Consider the following 19,533-nt stretch of genomic DNA (forward strand, 5'->3'; position numbering starts at 1 on the left):
TAAATTCTAAATCCGAGCCGATTTTTGAAAAATACGGAAAATTTTTCGTTGGGAGATGCCCTATATTTTATTGAAGCCCATGTGTCGTTGATAGCTTGTAACTGAGCACCACAATGAGTTTTTAGCCAAGCCGTGGGACGTTGAAACCATTAGCAACTATGAGAGGTGATCATGGAACAAATACCATTGTTTATTGGCGGTGTATGGCGTAACACGCATCCCACTGAATCGATCCCCGTAATCAATCCGGCAACTGAAGAGCAGATCGGACTCATTGCGAAAGCTAGCTTGGCTGACATGGAAGACGCGGCAATCGCTGCGGAAAAAGGCTTTTCCACCTGGAAACAAGTCTCTGCGCTCGATCGCGCAACGATTATGCACAAAGCGGCAAACCTGATTCGTGAGCGCGCAGAAAATATCGCCCTCACCCTCACCGCTGAGCACGGAAAGCCCCTGGCCGAGGCGATGGGTGAAGTCGCTGCAACTGCAGACACCATCGATTGGCATGCTGAAGAAGGCAGACGCGCGTATGGGCGTGTCATCCCCTCGCGCGCATTAGGAATTCATCAGTTTGCCTTGATGGAGCCTATCGGGCCTGTAGTGGGATTTGCGCCATGGAATTTCCCGCTCATTCAAGCGGTGAAAAAGGTCGCTGGTGCGCTGGCCGCCGGCTGTTCGATCATTTTAAAAGGCGCAACCGAGGCACCTACGTGTGCTGTTGAGCTTGTGAAAGCATTCGCTGACGCTGGCGTTTCTCCAGGAGCCGTAAACCTACTGTTTGGCGACTCGAGCCAGATTTCTGAGTATTTGATTGCTCATCCTTCCATCCGGAAAGTGACCTTCACCGGATCAACGCCAGTGGGCAAAAAGCTTGCAAGCCTCGCAGGGCTGCATATGAAGCGATCCACAATGGAGCTGGGTGGCCATGCGCCGGTAATCGTTATGGACGACGCGGACATCGCAACCGCAGTCAAGATTTCTGTCGCCGCTAAATATCGCAATGCGGGCCAAGTCTGTGTCTCCCCGACTCGCTTCATTGTTCACTCAAAAGTGTTCGACGAGTTTGTTTCCCGTTTCGTGGAAGGCGCACGCGCAATCAAGGTGGGCGACGGCCTTGATCCGACGGTAACAATGGGCCCAATGGCTCACCTGGGCCGGCTTAAGGCAACAGAGGAACTCGTGGCGGATGCGGTATCCCATGGAGCGAAGCTGGAGACTGGCGGCAACCGCGTAGGCGACAAGGGTTATTTCTTCGAACCCACCGTTCTCACGAATGTACCGGTGACCGCTCGCGCCATGGTTGAAGAACCCTTCGGGCCGATTGCGTTGATCAATTCTTTTGACGACATCGATGAAGCCATCAAGGAAGCCAACAGACTGCCATATGGCCTCTCTGCCTACGCATACACGCGATCGCTTAGCTCGGCTAATAAGCTGTTTAACGGCATCGAGTCTGGCGCCATCTCGATCAACCATCACAGCGTTGCCCTACCCGAGCACCCGTTTGGCGGCGTAAAAGATTCCGGATACGGAACCGAAGGAGGCCCTGGCGCACTGGATGCTTTCATGACCACGAAGTTCGTTTCGCTTGCGAGCGTTCTTTAACGTTCGGCGAACGTGTTTTTTAGTCGCTATCGAGCACTGCTGCATTCAGGAAATAACGCGTCGCTAACTATTGGAACTCTTATGCTTACTCCGAACATTATCGAGCGTCTTGTCGGCGCAAACGAAAACTCTCCGCTCGCGATGGCCATTGCTGAGCGGGCAGAAATTATGGCGCTGAGTCAAGCGAGCCATGATGCAGTGATCATTCCGAAGGATCCCGGTGGTCTGTCACATGCAGAACGTGCAGCCCTTGCTGAACGAATCGCTCGGTTGAGCAACTCTGAAGAATTGGCTGATCACTACCATGCTTGTCTTGAGACAGCAGGTGGCGAAGAAGGCCTGTATGTTGCTGCCAATCCTCAGCAGTCCGCTTACGGGGATGAACGCTTTATGGCGATCATCCGATTCACGGATCTGGTCACTCAAAAGCCGCGAGAAGCTACAAAGCAAGATATCGATACGTTAAAGGCTGCTGGGATTTCAGAACCTGACATCGTAAGGCTCACTGAAGTCCTCGCTTTCGTGAACTACCAGCTCCGGGTCGTAGCAGGATTCAAAATTGCAGGAGAAATGAAATGAGCCAGGTCGTGCATAATTTCACCGTATCGGTGCCTCACTGGTCGCCGTACATCAAGCCTGTTGAGTTAGAAAGCGCGAGCCAAGAGCAGCTTGATGCGATGAAAGTGACTCCATCGAGCAAAAAAATCTCGGAATATGTGCTCACTCTCGCCCATGACCCCGAATCGCTCGCGGTGCGATCCCCTTTGTTCAACGCCATTATGTATGGCCGCGCCGGCTTGCCCCCAGCTGAGCGTGAACTTGGGGCGATTGGTTCTTCAATTGTTAATCGATGCGTCTACTGCGCTGCAGTACACGGCGCCCGATACAATCAGCTGACCAAAAGTACAGAGCTGGTCGCAAAAATTTTTGCAGACGAAACCGAAGCACAATTGGATGATCGCTCTCAGGCGTTGTTTGACTTTGCGGTTGAGTTGGCCAAGTCCCCCCCAATGCTGAATACACGGCATGCCGATGCCTTGAAAGAACTCGGCTTTGACACGCTTGGGGTTGTCGACCTCGTGCTGGCCACAGCCATCTTCGGTTGGGCAAATCGCCTGATGCATGTTTTAGGTGAACCCGTAAAAATCTGATCAGACGCTCCATTGAAGTGATATCAAAATAGCGGGCAGCCCCAAACTGCCCGTTCATCAAAATGACCGTTTTCGATAGCAGCATTTCCGCACCCCATCCTTCCGCATCCTCTGACTTCCCTCCTACTCGTATCTCGAAGCGAAATCGACGCTGCCGGCCAGGCCTTGGAATATCCCTATCAGACGTGCTACACAGTCTGTCGTAATACTTTGCTGCCCCTGAGCAACCGATTTGCAACGCAGCGCCAAGTAAGGGTCTCACCTCTTTCCGAGCAAGTATTGCGTGGCAGCTAACGGACATACAATGACCCGACCTCTCACCGTCAGTGCCACTTGGCTTGTAGGCGTCATCGAGGAACTGACTCGGCAAGGTATCGAGCCTTCCCGTTTGGGCGCTCCCTGGACTCAACAGTGGGACGACGTGGCGCCTACGCGGCAGCTGCAACTCGTGCAAGTGAGGAGGCTTTGGCAGCGCGCGATGCAACTCTCCCAGGATCCGCTGCTCGGCTTGAAGGTTGGCGTAGCACTGCCACTGCAATCGATGAACGTCGTAGCACTGGTGTTGATGCACAGTAGCTCATTGCGCTACGCGCTCGCTCATACGGTCAGGCTGCAGCAGTTAGTTAGCAACTCTGGTCGTTTTTCAGTTGAACCTGTTTCCAACAATGGTGTTCAGCTGGTTTACCACGTAACACCCAGCCCGGTTGCCATGCATCCGGCCCAGATAGATTCGCTGTTTGCCGCGTACATGCGCCTTCTCTATAACTGTATGCCGACTGATCGAAGGCCAACCAGAATTGAGCTACCTGGTACTGACGCGTGTTTAGCCGACCGCTATCAAGTCTATTTCGAATGTCCGATCATTCTCGGAGTCGAGCACGCTCGTGTTGTATTTGGCGCTGAACTGCTGGACTCACCCTGGCAGGCTGCTGATCCAACATTGCTTCGCATCGTACTCGGTCGCGCGGAGACGATGCTTAAAACCCAGGGTAGCTCCGACACGCTCGTTGATTACGTGACAGCAGCCATCGCAGCACAGGGATTTTCGGAAGCGAATTGCGACAGCGTAGCGCGCTCGCTGGATCTCAGCAGGCGTACTCTTCAGCGTCGATTGGCTGAGCGCGGTTCATCCTTCCGCCAATTACTGGAAGCGGTACGTATGAGCGAGGCATTGGAAGGCCTGGCTGATCCCAATCTGCCGCTTGTGATGCTGGCAGAACGGCTGGGCTATGCAGAGCCCAGCGCTTTTTCGCATGCTGTGCGAGGTCATTTCGGTAAAGCACCTAGTGCGCTGCGCCAAGAATTAGCAAGCAGCTTCTCTGCAGGAGGAAAGGCCCTTGCAATCACCAGCAACGAGAGTTCCGACAACCAAAATACGGCTTGTGCAGCCGATTCGACCCGGTGCGATCTTGAGGGCTAAAGCTCTCGGAAAAGATCACGCTCAAGAACTGCACTCGCCGCGACCAGCCCACTGACCATCGCGCCACTGACTCCGGCAGCGGTCACATCCTGTCCACCGAAAAACAGACCTTTAACGGGGCCATGCGCACGCATCCAGCGCTGTGCAAAACGAAGTGGCGTTTGCTCATATCCCATGAAATTGCCGTGACTACGATTTAGAAAGTGATTGAAAGTAAGAGGTGTAGCCAACTCGGCATGAGCAATGTGTCCGCCGATTTGAGGATAATGTTTTAAGGCCACGGCCAAGAGGTCTTCTCTAAGGCTTGCTGTCATGTCCTCGTACTCTGCACCTCGGTGCTTCCACTTCGTGCCAGTGAAACGTTCGAACACCGACCAATCTGTCAGGCCGCAGACGTCCATCGTGCTCTGCTTAGGGTGACGGTCGGCCCAACTCGGATCCCGCAGTGATGGATGGGCAATGAAATGAAGGGGCATGGGCTGTCCCTCTGGATCAGCTTTGTACCGAGCGAGATTCGCTGGTAGATCGTTGCTTGGGTGCACCCAAAGATTGGCTGGATGAATGTTCAGATCTGCGTTTGCGATGTCAATGCCAAGGTTAAGCACAGCAAAACATTGAGTTGTACCAATGCTCTTAGTCACCTCGCCCAATGGCTGCGCCAGTTCTGGATTTGCATGAGCCAGCAGCGGTACGGTCTGAGAAATACCAATCGCACTGACGACTCTGTCCGCGAAAATTTGGCTTCCGTCAGCGGTTTTTACACCTACCACGCAACCATCACACATCTCGATGCTCACAACCTCAGCAGTAACAAGGCAAGCTCCTCCTGCAGCACGTACTGTGTCGGCCATTGCTGTGGCGATGCGTTGCGAACCGCCAACGGGGTAGCTCGCACCATCGATGTAATGGCTGAAAACCATGGCATGGATCGCAAAAGAGGCCTCAGCAGGGGAATTGCAGTAGTCGCCGTAGTTCCCACACCAGACTGCCTTAAGGTCAGCGTTGTCAGTCAATTCGTCCAAAACACCCTGCACTGTGCGCTGTGCAAGTGGCATGAATGCAGTCTGAGCCTTGGTGAACGTTGCCTCAGACGTTGAACGTGGCAACGCCCGCTCTCCGAAGAAGCATTTCGCAGCCCGGCTTGCTTCACCCACTAGCTCTACGTAACGATCGATCGCGCGCGCATCCTTCGGAAAGTAATCCTTGAGTCGATCCTTGTAGGCTTCTGCGCCGGCCATATGATCGTAGCTATTGGCACCTACGATAATGCGATTGTAGTTTTCGGGCATGGGCGCCCATTCAAGTTGACCACCTGAGACTTTGTCGAAAAGGCGATAGAGGCCACTCGTTTTGCGGTGTACCTCGCCCATATAGTGCAGGCCTACGTCCCACTCGAAGCCCTGGCGTTTGAAGGATTGCAAACAACCACCCAACACCGCGTGGCGTTCGAGCACCAAAACGCGCTGTCCTTCGAGCGCCAACAATGCGGCTGTGCTTAGGCCGCCTGCGCCAGAACCTATGACAATCGTGTCGAACCTGCTGTCTAGCTCGCCACGAGCCAACGCGCGTTTAAAACTCAGATCGTAATCGCTCATCGCTCGTCCCTTCCCTGCCCTTTCCGGGATTTTTATTGATCACTGCTGCGCAATCGCTACGCAGCCTGGCTGAGTGTGGGTACGTGGGGAATCGGCGTGAATGGCACCACACGCCAAAGATTTGTTTCGACACGACAATTTAAAAGGTGGGAACACCAACCGCCCAAGGTATTGGCATCCCAAATCAATTCTCTGTCGCACGGTAGCAACGACAGCAGAGGACTGGCATCGGAGAATCCCTCCACGGTCTTCCTGTGATTTATTTATAAAAACGAGAGAAAGGGACTGCGATGATGGACAGCAACTTTAGGCATATTCAGGTGGAACCCGAGGCTCAGGGTTTTGGAGCTAGGATTACTGGTATCTCGATTGATAAGCCACTCACGGCAGCTGTACTAAGAGAGGTGAAGGAAGCGTGGGCTAGGCACTCGGTGATTTACTTCCCGGATCAGCCTCTCTCCCACACACAACTGGAGGCGTTCACGCTTCAGTTTGGTGAGTTCGGCGTAGACCCATATATCATCCCGATGGAAGCTCATCCGCACATTCTCGAACTCAGACGCGAGGCTGATGAAAAGGCAGTTAACTTTGGTGCACAGTGGCACTCAGACTGGAGCTTTCAGGAACAGCCGCCAGCGGGAACCATCCTACATTCCAAGATCACTCCGCCCGTGGGCGGCGATACGCTATTTGCCGACGGCTATCGTGCCTACGATGATCTTTCTGAGACCATGAAGGGACTCATCAATCATCTCGTCGCGATACATTCTGCGAGCATGCCCTATGGCAAAAATGGCCTGTTCGCAAAAGAGACAGAAGCACGCTCAATGAAGATAGTGGTCAGTGAAGACGCCGACAAAACCTGGCCACACCCGCTGGTACGTGTACATCCCGTAACGGGTCGCAAATCCCTCTACGTGAGCCCTGTCTACACGCAGGGTATTCAGGGTTTGACTCATGGAGAATCAACGTCGCTGCTGAGTTATTTGTATCAGCACATGGTGCAGGACACATATGTCTACCGTCACCGATGGGCGCCGAACATGCTTACTCTGTGGGACAACCGCTGCACGCTTCACAATGCAGAGGGTGGCTACGACGGCCACCTACGCCTCATGCATCGAACAACCATCTCAGGCGAACGCCCTGTTGGTGTTGCCGCCGTTTAATCAATAAACCAGGGAAATACACCCAATGATTGACGTAAGCATTCTGTACCCGAATGAAGCTGGCGCAACCTTCGACTTCGATTACTATCGTGAGCAGCATATGACGATGATTCAGCAGAAGATGGCCGGGGCCTGCAGTCACTTCACTATTGAGAAAGGCCTTCAAGGCCCAGTGCCTGGAAGCGCTCCAACCTACATTGCGATAGGTCATCTCTTCTTCGAATCACTCGACGCGTTCGCCTCTGCATTCGGGCCGCATGCCAAGGCTATCGGAGCGGACATCGCCAATTACACCAGTCTCAAGCCCACCATTCAGATCAGCGAAGTGATCGTCGGCTGATCCCCAAGAAACCAATTGGCGCACACCGAAAGGCACCTGTTTTTAAGAACCAGGTGCCTAATTATTTAACGCTTGCATAAGAGCCATCAATTTATTAATAACTAACAATGAGCCACAACACTACTACCGCATATATTTTTACAAAGGCTGATCAGTGACACATCCGAACTCTTTCCATCGAGAAACAAATTCAAATATTTCTCATAAGGCCTTATGTCAATATTGGCTTCTTTGAGCCAATCAGCATCGTAATATGTAGAGGCATAACGATCTCCCGAATCGCAAATTACCGACACTATCGAACCTGTCTGTTTCTGTGAGCGCATTTGCTCCGCAATACAACAAACACCAAAGAAATTCGTTCCCGTAGAACCACCAACACGGCGCGATAACCGCTCTGAAAGAACGTGCATGGCAGCAAGTGAAGCGGCGTCTGGAATCTTGATCATGTGATCGATGACATCAGGGATGAACGAAGGCTCTACCCTAGGCCGACCAATACCTTCGATGCGAGACGGAGTCGCACAAGTGCTCGCCTTATCTCCAGTATCGTAGGATTCGTAGAAAGCGGAATGTTCAACGTCAACTACACAAAGTCGAGTATTCAGATGCTTATACTTGATATACCTTCCGATTGTGGCTGATGTTCCTCCAGTGCCGGCACTCATAACCACCCACGCTGGTTCAGGATCTTGCTCCATTGCCATTTGCGAAAATATACTTTCGGCAATGTTATTATTGCCGCGCCAGTCTGTAGCGCGCTCTGCATTTGTAAACTGATCTAAATAATGACCACCCGTTTCACGAGCAAGTTGCTCGGCGACCGTATAGATAGCTCCAGGATTGTCAACAAAGTGACATGCCCCCCCTAATCGATTGATAGCATCGATTTTCTGGCAACTGGTGGAGCGCTGCATTACCGCAGTAAAGGGCAGATTTAGGAGCTTAGCGAAATACGCCTCACTGACAGCTGTTGAACCAGAAGATGCCTCGACTAATAAAGTACCTTTCTTTATCCAGCCATTGCAGATGCCATACAGGAAAAGCGATCGTGCCAAGCGGTGCTTCAGACTGCCTGTAGGGTGAGTAGACTCATCTTTCAGATAAATCGATATCCCAGGTAGCCCATTAAAATCCAAAGGAATCAGATGTGTATCGGCAGAGCGATTAGCATCCCCCTGCAACACGCCGATCGCCCAGCGAGTCCACTCTTTATCCTGATTTCCGAGATTAAGATTCATAAATATCCTGTTTTGGCCACTAATTCAACATTCAGTCCAATGCGACAATTGCGTCTACTGCGACGAGGGCTCCTTTCGGAAGTGCGGAAACCTCGAACGTGGCTCGAGCGGGGAACGGTGAAGAGAAATAGGTCGCATACACTTCATTCAACCTGGCGAAATCACCTAAGTTCGTAACCATTATTGTTGTTTTGATAGTCTTTGAAATATCAGTACCTGCTGCTCCAGCAATCGCTGAAATATTGCTGAGGCACTGTTTCATTTGAAGCATGGCATCTTCCGCTACTAGCTCTCCCTTGGAAGGGTCGATGCCGAGTTGTCCCGAAACAAACAGATACTCGCCATGGCATACTGCTTGCGAATATGGGCCGACGGCAGCAGGCGCTAACAAAGTGGAAATATTTTTCATAAAAATACCCTACCCTTTTTAGAATATTAAAATTCACAGCTTCGATATTAGTAAAGGTACCGATTGCCGATACCTTTCATGAACTGAACAACGACACTTAATTCAATCAGCGAAAACTTTTCTTTTTTGAGTTGAATTATTGAAGGGAACGACCCCTACTATTTCAAGCTCAGCGTAATCGGTAAATTTATTATAAATTTCTTCAGCATCCTCAAGATATAGCGATTTGGTGATACCACGCACCGCGCGAGGAACCGAATATCTAAAGCCGCTGATAGCGGAGCCGGAAAGCCCCATACTGACGAGTGCGCTATAGGTAAAATTGAATATCTTCGAAATGTAGGGAGTTTCCCCAGACCTTTTCTCGACAAACTCAAAATTCTCACCCAAGTAGGGATGACTGGAAATTTGAGCATCTTCCTCCCCATGAGCCGGGCTATATTTGTCTTGCCAGAGTGCTATGCTATTGGCAATGCTTGAAAGCTCCGGGCGTAGAGAAAAATCATTCACAAAACCGACGGCGACGATCAAATAGTCCACTTTGAGCTTGTCTCCAGACGCAAGGGAGACCTCAACTTGTTCTTTTCCGTCATCAATTACGAGTTTCACCCCTTCCCAGGCCGCATTGGTACGAACGCTTGCACCTTCTAGGCCTGACAATCGATTGTAGGCGTCCTGCGGAGCTGGAATGTTGTACCTGAACATATGCCGCATGTATTTCCACTTCAGGGAATCGTCCATATCAGCGTAATGATTAAGGAACCCTGCTTTTGCCATCCAGATCTGAGGATTAATACGCTGGATATCCTTGCGACGAATACAAACAGTCGCTTCTAACGCTCCCGCCTCAAGTGCGGTCGAAGCGTTATCGAAAGCAGATGCGCCTGCACCGAGAACAGCTATCTTCTTCCCTACAAGCTTGGAAAAATCAATATGCTCTCCTGAAGAAGCATATCGATCTTTGGGCAATGCCGATGAGATGAATTTGGGTACATGCCACGCCCCGCTGCCATCAACGCCCGTCGCAACAACGACTCTGCGAGCATAAACAAACTCGCGAGACGATATTTCCCCTCGACCGTCAAATCTGTTCAGCTCTAGTCGAAACAGTTTGTCTTCTGGAATAACGTTGGATACACCAGTAAGATTCTCGACTGGAATCTTCAGCGTATCGCGACACCATGTAAGATACTCTTGCCAGTCCCCTTTCGGAATCTTGACCAGCTCTTCCCAAGCCTCTTCACCGTATTTGGCTGTGTACCAGGCTTGAGGTGCAAGACTGGTTAAGGACGCATCAATACCTGGCAAATGCTTTACGGTACGCAAAGTGCGCATCCGCGCCGTATTGTTCCATGGGCCTTCCAGTCCCTTAGGCTGCTGATCAAAAACAACGATGTTATCAACCCGTTCGCGCAAAAGCCCCGCCGCGATTGCCAGCCCGCCTTGGCCTCCCCCGATGATCGCCACGTCATAGACATGCTTGCCGCTAGGGTGCGTCTTGGGCAGCACCCAAGGGTCATGGGGAAAACGTAGAACGTGGAGATCGGCCTGTACCCTGGACGCCAATTCATCAAGAGCACTACATTCTGTTGATTTCACACTCATTTTTCTTCACCTATCTACATAGATCCGAAATATAGGTCATCTCGTCGCAAACAGCCCTAGAGGCCACTCATATCGCTCTTTCGCTAATCCGGCTTGATAAAGTCAGTGTATTCTTCCTTCACTAAAAGCAGTTTCCAATCTTCACCGCTAAAGCCAAGCAAAACCGAATAGACTTCTAAAAAAAGCTAAACTTTTGGAAATATTTTCCAAGCATTCGCTAATGCGTGAACAAAGACCTCCAACAATACTGCAGAGCCCACAATTTTTTTCGTCTTGGTTACGTAAAAAGTAACGTATTGCGATAGAAACGAATTCCAGCGTCATACGCTTCTAATGCGATCTCACGCATTGGATATTTCGAAGACGTTCTTAGTGGCAATGGAGTAATTACATCATCGCCGAGTGCGATTTTAGCCAGCATTTTTCCGAAATAGGCATTTGGCGCAATGCCTCGCCCATTACATCCGATGGTTGCAAAGATGCCTGGGCGCGGTTCAACGAGATGCGGCAATCTGTCGACCGTTTGGCCAAGCGTGCCCGACCATCGATAACCCCATTTGAATGTAGGCGCGAATGGGTAGACGAACTTCATGGCGCGATTTACCCAATTATCCCCCTCCGAATGAATGGGAAGGAATCCAATAGATCCAACATGTAGGCGACCAACTGGGTCATACCTGAACCACAGCGGTATTTTATGGGTGTCCCACATGGCGATGTAGTGAGGTAAAATTCGCTCTCTCCACTCAGGAGGTAACGGATCTGCAGTGGCAATACCAAAAGCACCAAGAGGCATTATTTCCTCTTTGAAACCTGGTACCAGATCATTGCTGTATGCGTTGGTTGAGAGAATGACCTTGTCGGCTTTTATTGTCGTATTGCCGGTGGTAGCGACCCATCCGGTACCTGAAGGTTCCAGGGATGTCACTTTAGACCCGGTAGAAATTCTAAGACCTCTGGCGACTGCGGCTCGCGCTAACCCGCGCACGTAGGCAAGCGGTTGAAGCGTAAATCCGCGATGATCGATCAGTGCAGCTTTATATCGGGTCGATCCGTTCATCTCTTCGAGTTCAGAGCCATAGACCATCTGAACATTCGCGCCCAAGGCTTGCCAATCCACGGCCTGGGTTTCGAGTTCTCGTGTTTTCTGAGGAGACGTTGAACAGCGGATGATAGGCCTCTCGTCAGCGGCACAGTCAACACCGTAATCGCGTATCAGTTGACGGACGACGTCAGGCGCGCTGCCCAACTCCTTCAAAAAGAGCTGACCGTAATCCGGGCCGAGCGCACGAAGAATTTGTTCCGGCGAGAGAAACTGACCCGGATTTACCTGCCCTGCGTTCCGTCCGCTAGCACCAGAACCAATTTCTTGGGCTTCAACCAATATTGTCCTAGCGCCGCGTTCTGCACAGTGGAGCCCAGCAGTCACGCCATTGAATCCGCCGCCAATGATCAAGACATCGCAGGACTCTTGCCGCGCCAGAATCACGCTTTCTGGCTTTTCCCCACCGGTCGCAGACCACATTGAATGGTTGATTTCAGATTCTTGTCCGCTAATGAAAGGTCTATCGCCATTAAACATAGTCATCCTACTTCGCTACGAGCGCTTAAATTATTAACCATTATCAATCGCTACAAAGGGTTCGTTTTTTGCTTAACTAAATAGCCATGGTATGCAAAATCTTCCGCTCCAGCGCCGTGACAGCGCGAGTAATAGGAAACGCAATTACAAAATAAATTACTGCAGCAGCGGTCAACAGCTCCACCGGATGCCCCGTTCGGTTTGATATGTTTTGACTAACGAACATCAAGTCGGCCATACCCACGGCGGAGACGAGTGCACTCTCCTTAAACAAGCTAGTGCAATTCGATAAAAGCGTGGGAGCCGCTCTGAGGAGCGCTTGTGGTAGAAGAACGTACAATGTATGGACACGGTATGTCAGTCCGAGAGCAACCCCCGCATCATGTTGTTCTTTGCTAACGAAGCTGAACGATGCACGGAACGTCTCACTGGTTATCGCCGCCATATACAACGTAAGCGCGATGATTCCACAAGTCAGGTTCGAGAGCTCAACACCTAATACCAGAGGCAAGCAGAAAAACATCCAAAACAACTGAATGAGCACTGGAGTGCCACGAAACAACGCCACATATACGGTACTAATCCCATATATAATTTTGTTTTTTGAGCTACGCGCTATGGCGACCATAAAGCCTAAAGCGCAACCCAATATCACACAGATAGCTGTAAGCTTCAGAGTTAATAAGAGGCCAAAAAACAACGCAGCCTTGTAATCGAAGATTACTGAAAAATCTAGTTCCATGGCCGCGTCCTCATGAGTTTTCCGCTTTACGGCGGCGCTCTATGTATTCTACGAGCTGAGATATTGGGAACGATATCGCAAAGTATATGAGTGCAATAACCGTGAACACTTCTATAGGACGGTAGGTATCGGTGGCCAAAATTTTCCCCATGTACATTAGATCTTGCAAGGCTACGATCGCAACGAGTGCAGTTTGCTGAAAGGCGCCAATTCCGTTTGCAACTAACACAGGTAGAGCCGAGCGAAATGCTTGAGGTAGCACTACATAGACCGTTCGTTGAAACGGAGAGAGACCCAACGCAATAGTCGCGTCGTACTGATTACTTTGCACTCCCTGGATGGCCGCCCTGTACGCCTCTGCGTTGAATGCTGCGAGATTAAGGCCAATCGCCAAGATCCCCATCGTCAATGCATCTATGTAAACATCGAAGATGATTGGTATGCAGTAGAAAAACCATACGATCTGGACAAGCGCAGGAGTACAGCGGAAAAACTCGATGAACAGAGTGAAAGGCCAACGGAGTATCGGATTGGGGCTCATTACCAGGAGCGCAATAACGAAACCCAGAGTCAACCCTATGATGTTCGCCGCCACGGTGAGCTGTAGGGTTACGACTAACCCTTTCAGTAGTGGCCAGAGACCGTTCGCGATAAAGAACAAATCAAATTGATAGTTCACGTCCGACTCCTACAGTCTCGCCAATATGAAAGACTCTCTGTATGAACTCTCTCGTTCGAGCTTCCTTGGGCCTACCCAGTACCTGTTCAGGGGGGCCATCTTCGACCACCACACCGCCAGCGCAAAAAATCACGCGCGAAGCGATATTCTTTGCAAAGTGCATATCGTGAGTCACTATCACCATCGGCATGGACTGTTCAGCCAAATGCATAATGACTTGCTCGACTTCAGCGACAAGCTCAGGATCAAGAGCCGACGTAACTTCGTCGAATAGCATCAATTTTGGGTCGAGCATTAAAGCTCTGGCGATGGCCACTCGCTGCTTTTGTCCACCAGACAAGTGGGCTGGATAGGCTTTCTCCTTTCCTTCCAATCCAAATCTGATCAACAAACCACGTGCTCGCTGTTCTGCCGATTGTCTTGACTCCCCCCGAGCCTTGATCGGCGCAAGTGTCAGATTTTGTAAAATATTCAGGTGCGGGAACAAAGTGTAATGCTGGAAAACCATACCGATGTTACGACGAATATCCTTATCAATTACGGTTCTTCCGAACTTATCAGTCGTAATATAGTTTTTACCTTGAAACAGTAATTGACCTTTATCAATATCTTCTAGACCCATCAACACTCGTAGCAACGTACTTTTTCCGCCACCACTCGGCCCAATCACGACGACACGGTCACCAGGGCACATGCTAATGTCCAAACCTTGCAGCACAGGTTTTACGCCGCCTGCGTAGCTCTTGTGCAGCCCCTTCATTTCTACGAGATAGTTTGCATTTGCCATTAGCTTCTACTCCAAATTCAGACAGCCACTACCACTCACTAGGAAATTACTTAGTCTCGTGCGCTATAGCTTTTTTGATTAGCTCATCCATATGACCGGTCGTGACGGCATCATTGATATAAAGGTCTAATACTTGAAGATCAGCGTATGAGGTATCACGCCGTAGGCCAAACGAAACACCTTTTTTATCGATCGCTGGTACAGGTCTAAGAACTACCGCCCAGTCGGGGTGAGAAGCGGCGAAAAGGTCATTAGCTGCCGATGTATCGAAAATCACATCAGCTCGTTTGGACATAACAGCCAAACGGATTTCGTCGGGGCCAGGCAGACGCATGATCGATGCGTTTTTGATGATGGCCGTTAAAGACTTATCCTGAGCTGTGCCAGATGACACCGCGATGGTCACTCCCGATTGGTCGATATCAGCAACTCCTTTAGGCTGATTCGTCTTGGGATTTTTCTGGTTGTAAATAAAGGTCGATTCGGTAGCTGAAAGGTTTTTAGAGAACACGATAGAGAGCGCACGTTGCGGGGTAGCCGTAAGTGCCGGTGCCAAATCCCATTTTCTGGATTGCAAGCCAGCGATCATGTTGTCCCAACTGGTGTCCACAAAGACCGGCTTAACCTTCAGTATTTCAGCGAACTCTCTGCATGCGTCTACAAAGAAACCTGAATACTCCCCGGTGGCAGGGTCTTTCATGATGTAGGGCGGAGCCTCCGCCGTGCCACATCGAATTGATCCAGATTTTTGGGCTGCGGCCCATATGCCATCCCCCTCACCCTCGGCGTAAACGCCTGACGATCCGGAAACCACTCCTACTAGAACCAATGCCGGTAACAGACGCATGCCCATACGTTTGAAAATCATATCGGTATCTCCCAGTGATGCGCCGGCCAAGCGCAGATTCGAGGGGATGGCCCTCTGAGCCTCTTGTTATTTTCAGCGCGCCCGCTTTGGGACTGAGACGCACCTCTTTTTTTCTCCCTAATGAAGCACTCCGCTCGATCCGTCTCGCTGTTGAAAAAAGACTACCATTTGACAATAGGTAAACTATTGCAAAATTTCCACACTCGAACCTCTTGACTTGGAAGCAACTTCTAATGTTTTCTCTATCTGTGCAATATTTTTTCGAGGCTGTGTAAATGACCAGTTCTTCAAAGCTGCCGGATCGTTCCTCCCGTCTAGACCGTATCGATCGTCGAATACTGGCGGGACTTCAGCGCGACGCTACTCAGCCCGTAACCGAGCTCGCAGAGCAGGTCGGGCTCTCTATGACGCCCTGCTGGCGCAGAATTCAGCGCCTGGAACAGCAAGGTTTCATAAAGAAACGTGTCGCCATCCTCGATAGAACGACACTGAATGCAAAAGTGACAGTGTTCATCATGATCAAAACTAGAGAGCACTCCATCGAATGGATAGATCGTTTCTATCAAGCGACTCGCGATATGACAGAAATTGTTGATATCTATCGGATGAGCGGCGAGGTTGATTATTTGATCCGCGCGTTCTTACCGGACATTCAAGCCTATGACGTGCTTTATAAAAAAATCATCGGTCAGTTACCCGTAGCGAACATCACGTCCATGTTTGCAATGGAAGAAATAAAATCAACAAGCGAAGTACCGCTTGATTTTATTCCAGACTAAATCAGATTCTGAGGCAGCTCGCGGTATCCAGACGAGCTGCCTGGTCTAAACGCTAACCATCGAAATTGGCAATACTTCTCCTAATTCCGAACCGGGTTGGGCGTACTGCCACAGCAATGGATAGAACTCTAGGAAATCCGCACTTAGCGGCTCATACAGCGCTGTCAGCTCTTCGTATGCCCCATGCAAGCCTTCTGGTTGGGATAGGCGCAGGGAAATGACTTCCAGCCCATGTCCGATCATCGAAAAATCCCTATACGCGCCAAGCCAATCTTCCGAAATAATCAACGGCGCGATCTGGGCCAAGCGCTCCGGCAACGCGGGTTCATCCTCTAAAAGTCGGTAGATTTTTTGAGAGAAAACGTCCAGGGGCTGATCGGCGTATCGCTCCCAATCCCGCGCTAAGCAATGATCAAAAAACATGTCGAGAGCGATACCCGCGTAGCGACGTCTTGTAACAGGAAATCGCTCCAGAGCCCTTCTAACCAGTGGATGGGAATCCGTAAAAGCATCAATTCGACGATGCAGCCTGATTGCCTCTGCAGTCTGCGTAGAGAAATTTCCTAAAAACGTCCCCTTTACAAAATCCCCATAAAGACTCCCCAGCAGCTGCTGTGGCTCCTGACCGCCTAAGTGGAGATGTGCAAGGTAATTCATCAGCGACTCCTACTAACTATAGGGCTTTGGGGTGGGTTGATAGCGCTGGGCTCCGCCCGTCCGAGATTGGCCCTCTACACAAACGCTACCATTCACTAGGTAGGTCATCAATAGCAGATTTAAAGCCGACCAGCCATCCTAGCTCTGCAGCTGCGTGTCGCCCGCAGCCACCTTCAAAATGACATGATGACGCCGATTGTCGTTTTTCTCATTGCACGCCTACCAACTAGATGGTAGCGTATATGCAGATTCAAAATTATCCCCGTGAACCTGCAGGGCGTTAACGCCCACGTGAGAATCCTATGCAAGATTGGAAGCAAACTCGTCAAGACATCAATGCCCGCCTGGTACAGCTGAATAGCCTGTCCCCTGAGACCTTGAAAGGCATGGCTTCGCTAGGAGGTGCTGGCGCGAAAACAAACCAGCTGGACGCCAAAACACGCGAACTGATTTCGTTAGCCGTAGCGGTGACTACCCGCTGCGATGGCTGCATTGCTTTTCACGCTGCAGAGGCCAAAAAGCTCGGCGTAACTACTGAAGAGGTGGCAGAAGCTTTGGGCGTAGCAATCAACATGAACGCAGGGGCTGCGCTGGTCTATAGCACTCACGTGCTTGACGCCTTCGACAAGTCATAAGTCTTTCTCCGCCCTTCAACTCTTTAACGACGTCGAGATTAATCATGAATAAGCTGTTCACCCCTTACGATTTGTCAGGCATTGCGCTGAAAAACCGTGTTGTCATGGCGCCGATGACCCGCACCCGTACCCTGAACAACATTCCAAATGAATCCAACGCGCTGTATTACGCGCAACGTGCTTCTGCCGGCTTGCTGATCACCGAAGGCCTGCCTATCTCCGACGAGGCTCGCGGCTATCTGTACACCCCTGGCATTTACGAAGATGAGCACTTGCCAGGCTGGCGCAAAGTCACCGAAGCCGTACATGCCAAGGGTGGGAAAATTTTTGCGCAGCTCTGGCACGTTGGCCGTATGTCTCATGTTTCGGTGCATGGCATGGTGCCGGTCTCCTCGGGTACGGTGCCTGCGGTTGATACCACGGTGTATGCGTGGATCGACCCTGGCAAATCAGGCCCGGTTCAACCTAGCGCTCCACGTGCTCTGGAAACTGAGGAAGTAAAACGCGTTATCGCCGACTTTGTGAAATCTGCGCGAATGGCAATGGACGCAGGTTTTGATGGTATCGAAATCATGGCGGCGAACGGCTTTCTGTTCGATCAGTTCCTGAGCAGTGCCTTGAACACTCGAACCGACCAGTACGGTGGCTCGATTGCCAACCGTCAGCGCTTCCTGCTGGAGACCATTGACGCAATTGCTGCTGAAATCGGTGGCTCCCAGATTGGTGTACGTTTCTCGCCGTTTGGTCGCCTGTATGACTTCGGCGTGTACGACGGTGAAGAAGAAACCTGGATGAGCATGGCAGCAGCCCTCAATGAACGGGAACTAGCGTTCGTTCATCTGAACTACCAACCAACCATCCTCGCCGCGCAAACACCTCCGGGTTTCGGAGCAGCCTTCCGCGAAGCATACAAAGGCACCTTGATGGCTGCTGGCGGCTTCACCAAAGAGATCGCAGAGTCTGAACTGGCCAAAGGTGAACTCGACCTGATCGCTTTCGGCACCGCCTACATTGCCAACCCTGATCTGGTAGAGCGTATGCAGAACGGTTGGCCATTGGCGGAAGGCGATCGCGCAACCTACTACGGCGTAAGCGATTCGATTGAAAAGGGTTACACCGACTATCCGACTTACGCTAACGCTGCTCAGCGGGTTCCGGCTGAAGCGTAATTGCTTTAAGGCTCAGCCTACGTTGAGTTCTGCGTGGGCAGGCCCGTCGTAATGCGGTACCTACCAGTCATGTCTGCTGTAAAGACTGGATAGAAGCCGCGCCCCAAAGTCACGGAGATATGGGCGTCTTCGGTACTGACCTATAGCCCTTATTGAAATGGAGCACACTATGCCGTTAGTCATTATTAAAGGTATCGAAGGCGTTTTCACGGAAGAGCAAAAAGCCGAGGCGATTCATAAAGTCACCGAGGCCATGGTCTCAGTCGAAGGTGAAAATATGCGCGCTCTCACTTGGGTTCTTTTCGAGGAAGTGAAAAGCGGCAGTTGGGGGATTGCAGGAGAACCAATCACCGCAGAAAAGGTGCTGAAGCTACAAGCTGGCGAATAACGCGCGGCCCTGAAAATCAAGCCTTTTCTGGATTTGGTGCATCTCGTTTCTTGGGACTTGGCATCTTCTCCAGGAAGGGCTTTTTCATTCAAAAGACATTAATTGGCCTCAAAGTGCTTGAATGAAAACCATCCTTTACGCGGGATGGCCTCTATCACTCATCGACCTAACGGACATCCTGGAGGTCATCTTGATTCTTATCATTTACGCTCATCCATACCCCGAAAAATCACTTGTTAATCAAGCAATGCTCGAACGCGTATCCAGCAATCCGGACATAGTCATACGTTCCCTGTACGACCTTTATCCAGACTTCAATATCGACGTTGAGGCTGAACAGAAAGCGGTCGATCAAGCACAGCTGCTCGTACTGCAACATCCGATGTATTGGTACAGCTCCCCGCCCCTTTTGAAATTATGGATCGATAAAGTATTCACTCACGGTTGGGCATACGGCAAAGGCTCTGTCGCCCTCAAAGATAAGAGTCTGCTGTGGGCCGTCACGACGGGTGGCGAGCACGATCATTTCCAAATAGGCAACCACCCAGGTTTCTCGGTGTTGGCTCAACCCCTCCACGCAACGGCAATCTATTGCAGCATGCGCTGGCTGAACCCGGTCGTGGTACACGGCGCGTATGCAGCTGCACCCGACTCCCTACACTCACAAATCGAGCACTATTACGCGCGCTTGGCCTCCTGGAAGGAAGATTGA

At 50.9% G+C, this 19,533-nt stretch carries 21 protein-coding genes; 11 read left to right on the plus strand and 10 right to left on the minus strand.

Annotation, left to right across the window (positions count from 1 at the left end; translation table 11 throughout):
- Positions 1-171: 171 nt before the first annotated feature.
- The 4 genes from LOY28_RS15015 to LOY28_RS15030 all read left to right on the plus strand — a co-directional run bounded on the left by LOY28_RS15015 (position 172) and on the right by LOY28_RS15030 (position 4,176).
- A complete protein-coding gene (locus LOY28_RS15015) occupies positions 172-1,605 on the plus strand; it encodes an NAD-dependent succinate-semialdehyde dehydrogenase (protein ID WP_258612024.1) in 1,434 nt (477 codons plus the stop codon).
- An 81-nt stretch (positions 1,606-1,686) separates the two neighbouring features.
- Complete coding sequence (locus LOY28_RS15020) at positions 1,687-2,184, plus strand: CMD domain-containing protein (protein WP_008015713.1); 498 nt, start codon at positions 1,687-1,689, stop codon at positions 2,182-2,184.
- On the plus strand, positions 2,181-2,756 hold the full coding sequence (locus tag LOY28_RS15025; protein ID WP_008015715.1) for a peroxidase-related enzyme: 576 nt from the start codon (positions 2,181-2,183) through the stop codon (positions 2,754-2,756). The genes LOY28_RS15020 and LOY28_RS15025 overlap by 4 nt, the downstream gene beginning before the upstream one ends.
- Before the next feature lie 304 nt (positions 2,757-3,060).
- On the plus strand, positions 3,061-4,176 hold the full coding sequence (locus tag LOY28_RS15030; protein ID WP_258612025.1) for an AraC family transcriptional regulator: 1,116 nt from the start codon (positions 3,061-3,063) through the stop codon (positions 4,174-4,176).
- Here LOY28_RS15030 and LOY28_RS15035 read toward each other — a convergent pair.
- Positions 4,173-5,771: an NAD(P)/FAD-dependent oxidoreductase gene (locus LOY28_RS15035; protein WP_258612026.1), complete on the minus strand. Its 1,599-nt coding sequence runs from the start codon at positions 5,769-5,771 to the stop codon at positions 4,173-4,175. The genes LOY28_RS15030 and LOY28_RS15035 overlap by 4 nt on opposite strands.
- 290 nt (positions 5,772-6,061) lie before the next feature.
- Between LOY28_RS15035 and LOY28_RS15040 the strand changes: the two genes are divergently transcribed.
- Entirely contained in the window at positions 6,062-6,940 is an 879-nt protein-coding gene (locus LOY28_RS15040; RefSeq protein WP_258612027.1) for a TauD/TfdA family dioxygenase, read from the plus strand.
- Between the two features lie 25 nt (positions 6,941-6,965).
- Entirely contained in the window at positions 6,966-7,280 is a 315-nt protein-coding gene (locus LOY28_RS15045; RefSeq protein ID WP_054597275.1) for an EthD family reductase, read from the plus strand.
- Positions 7,281-7,381: 101 nt separating this feature from the next.
- Here LOY28_RS15045 and LOY28_RS15050 read toward each other — a convergent pair whose 3' ends face one another.
- The 8 genes from LOY28_RS15050 to LOY28_RS15085 form a co-directional block, all read right to left on the minus strand.
- Positions 7,382-8,521, minus strand: a complete 1,140-nt coding sequence (locus LOY28_RS15050; RefSeq protein ID WP_081013814.1) for a PLP-dependent cysteine synthase family protein — start codon at positions 8,519-8,521, stop codon at positions 7,382-7,384.
- 31 nt (positions 8,522-8,552) lie between these two features.
- A complete protein-coding gene (locus LOY28_RS15055) occupies positions 8,553-8,930 on the minus strand; it encodes a Rid family detoxifying hydrolase (protein WP_019579157.1) in 378 nt (125 codons plus the stop codon).
- A gap of 102 nt (positions 8,931-9,032) precedes the next feature.
- Positions 9,033-10,535 (minus strand): FAD-dependent oxidoreductase, encoded by a 1,503-nt coding sequence (locus tag LOY28_RS15060; RefSeq protein WP_258612028.1) that lies wholly within the window; start codon positions 10,533-10,535, stop codon positions 9,033-9,035.
- A gap of 277 nt (positions 10,536-10,812) precedes the next feature.
- Positions 10,813-12,123: an FAD-binding oxidoreductase gene (locus LOY28_RS15065; RefSeq protein ID WP_258612029.1), complete on the minus strand. Its 1,311-nt coding sequence runs from the start codon at positions 12,121-12,123 to the stop codon at positions 10,813-10,815.
- A gap of 70 nt (positions 12,124-12,193) precedes the next feature.
- Positions 12,194-12,859 (minus strand): amino acid ABC transporter permease, encoded by a 666-nt coding sequence (locus LOY28_RS15070; RefSeq protein WP_258612030.1) that lies wholly within the window; start codon positions 12,857-12,859, stop codon positions 12,194-12,196.
- A 10-nt stretch (positions 12,860-12,869) separates the two neighbouring features.
- Complete coding sequence (locus LOY28_RS15075; protein ID WP_007987610.1) at positions 12,870-13,538, minus strand: amino acid ABC transporter permease; 669 nt, start codon at positions 13,536-13,538, stop codon at positions 12,870-12,872.
- Positions 13,522-14,325 (minus strand): amino acid ABC transporter ATP-binding protein, encoded by an 804-nt coding sequence (locus LOY28_RS15080; RefSeq protein WP_008015725.1) that lies wholly within the window; start codon positions 14,323-14,325, stop codon positions 13,522-13,524. The genes LOY28_RS15075 and LOY28_RS15080 overlap by 17 nt, the downstream gene beginning before the upstream one ends.
- A 46-nt stretch (positions 14,326-14,371) precedes the next feature.
- Positions 14,372-15,193 carry an ABC transporter substrate-binding protein gene (locus LOY28_RS15085; protein WP_258612031.1) on the minus strand — a complete coding sequence of 274 codons (822 nt, stop codon included), beginning with the start codon at positions 15,191-15,193 and terminating at the stop codon, positions 14,372-14,374.
- A 275-nt stretch (positions 15,194-15,468) separates the two neighbouring features.
- Between LOY28_RS15085 and LOY28_RS15090 the strand changes: the two genes are divergently transcribed.
- A complete protein-coding gene (locus LOY28_RS15090) occupies positions 15,469-15,972 on the plus strand; it encodes an Lrp/AsnC family transcriptional regulator (RefSeq protein ID WP_008015727.1) in 504 nt (167 codons plus the stop codon).
- A 45-nt stretch (positions 15,973-16,017) separates the two neighbouring features.
- Here the strand turns inward: LOY28_RS15090 and LOY28_RS15095 are convergent, their stop codons facing one another.
- Complete coding sequence (locus LOY28_RS15095; protein WP_258612032.1) at positions 16,018-16,629, minus strand: ACP phosphodiesterase; 612 nt, start codon at positions 16,627-16,629, stop codon at positions 16,018-16,020.
- 302 nt (positions 16,630-16,931) lie between these two features.
- Here LOY28_RS15095 and LOY28_RS15100 point away from each other — a divergent pair, with 302 nt between their 5' ends.
- The 4 genes from LOY28_RS15100 (at position 16,932) to kefF (ending at position 19,533) form a co-directional block, all read left to right on the plus strand.
- Positions 16,932-17,264, plus strand: a complete 333-nt coding sequence (locus tag LOY28_RS15100) for a carboxymuconolactone decarboxylase family protein (RefSeq protein WP_008015729.1) — start codon at positions 16,932-16,934, stop codon at positions 17,262-17,264.
- Positions 17,265-17,308: 44 nt separating this feature from the next.
- Entirely contained in the window at positions 17,309-18,433 is a 1,125-nt protein-coding gene (locus tag LOY28_RS15105) for an alkene reductase (protein ID WP_019579166.1), read from the plus strand.
- Positions 18,434-18,602: 169 nt separating this feature from the next.
- A complete protein-coding gene (locus tag LOY28_RS15110; RefSeq protein ID WP_019579167.1) occupies positions 18,603-18,821 on the plus strand; it encodes a 4-oxalocrotonate tautomerase family protein in 219 nt (72 codons plus the stop codon).
- A gap of 190 nt (positions 18,822-19,011) precedes the next feature.
- Positions 19,012-19,533 (plus strand): glutathione-regulated potassium-efflux system oxidoreductase KefF, encoded by a 522-nt coding sequence (gene kefF, locus LOY28_RS15115; protein ID WP_258614456.1) that lies wholly within the window; start codon positions 19,012-19,014, stop codon positions 19,531-19,533.

The sequence above is a fragment of the Pseudomonas sp. B21-017 genome, assembly GCF_024749245.1.
Classification (GTDB): domain Bacteria; phylum Pseudomonadota; class Gammaproteobacteria; order Pseudomonadales; family Pseudomonadaceae; genus Aquipseudomonas.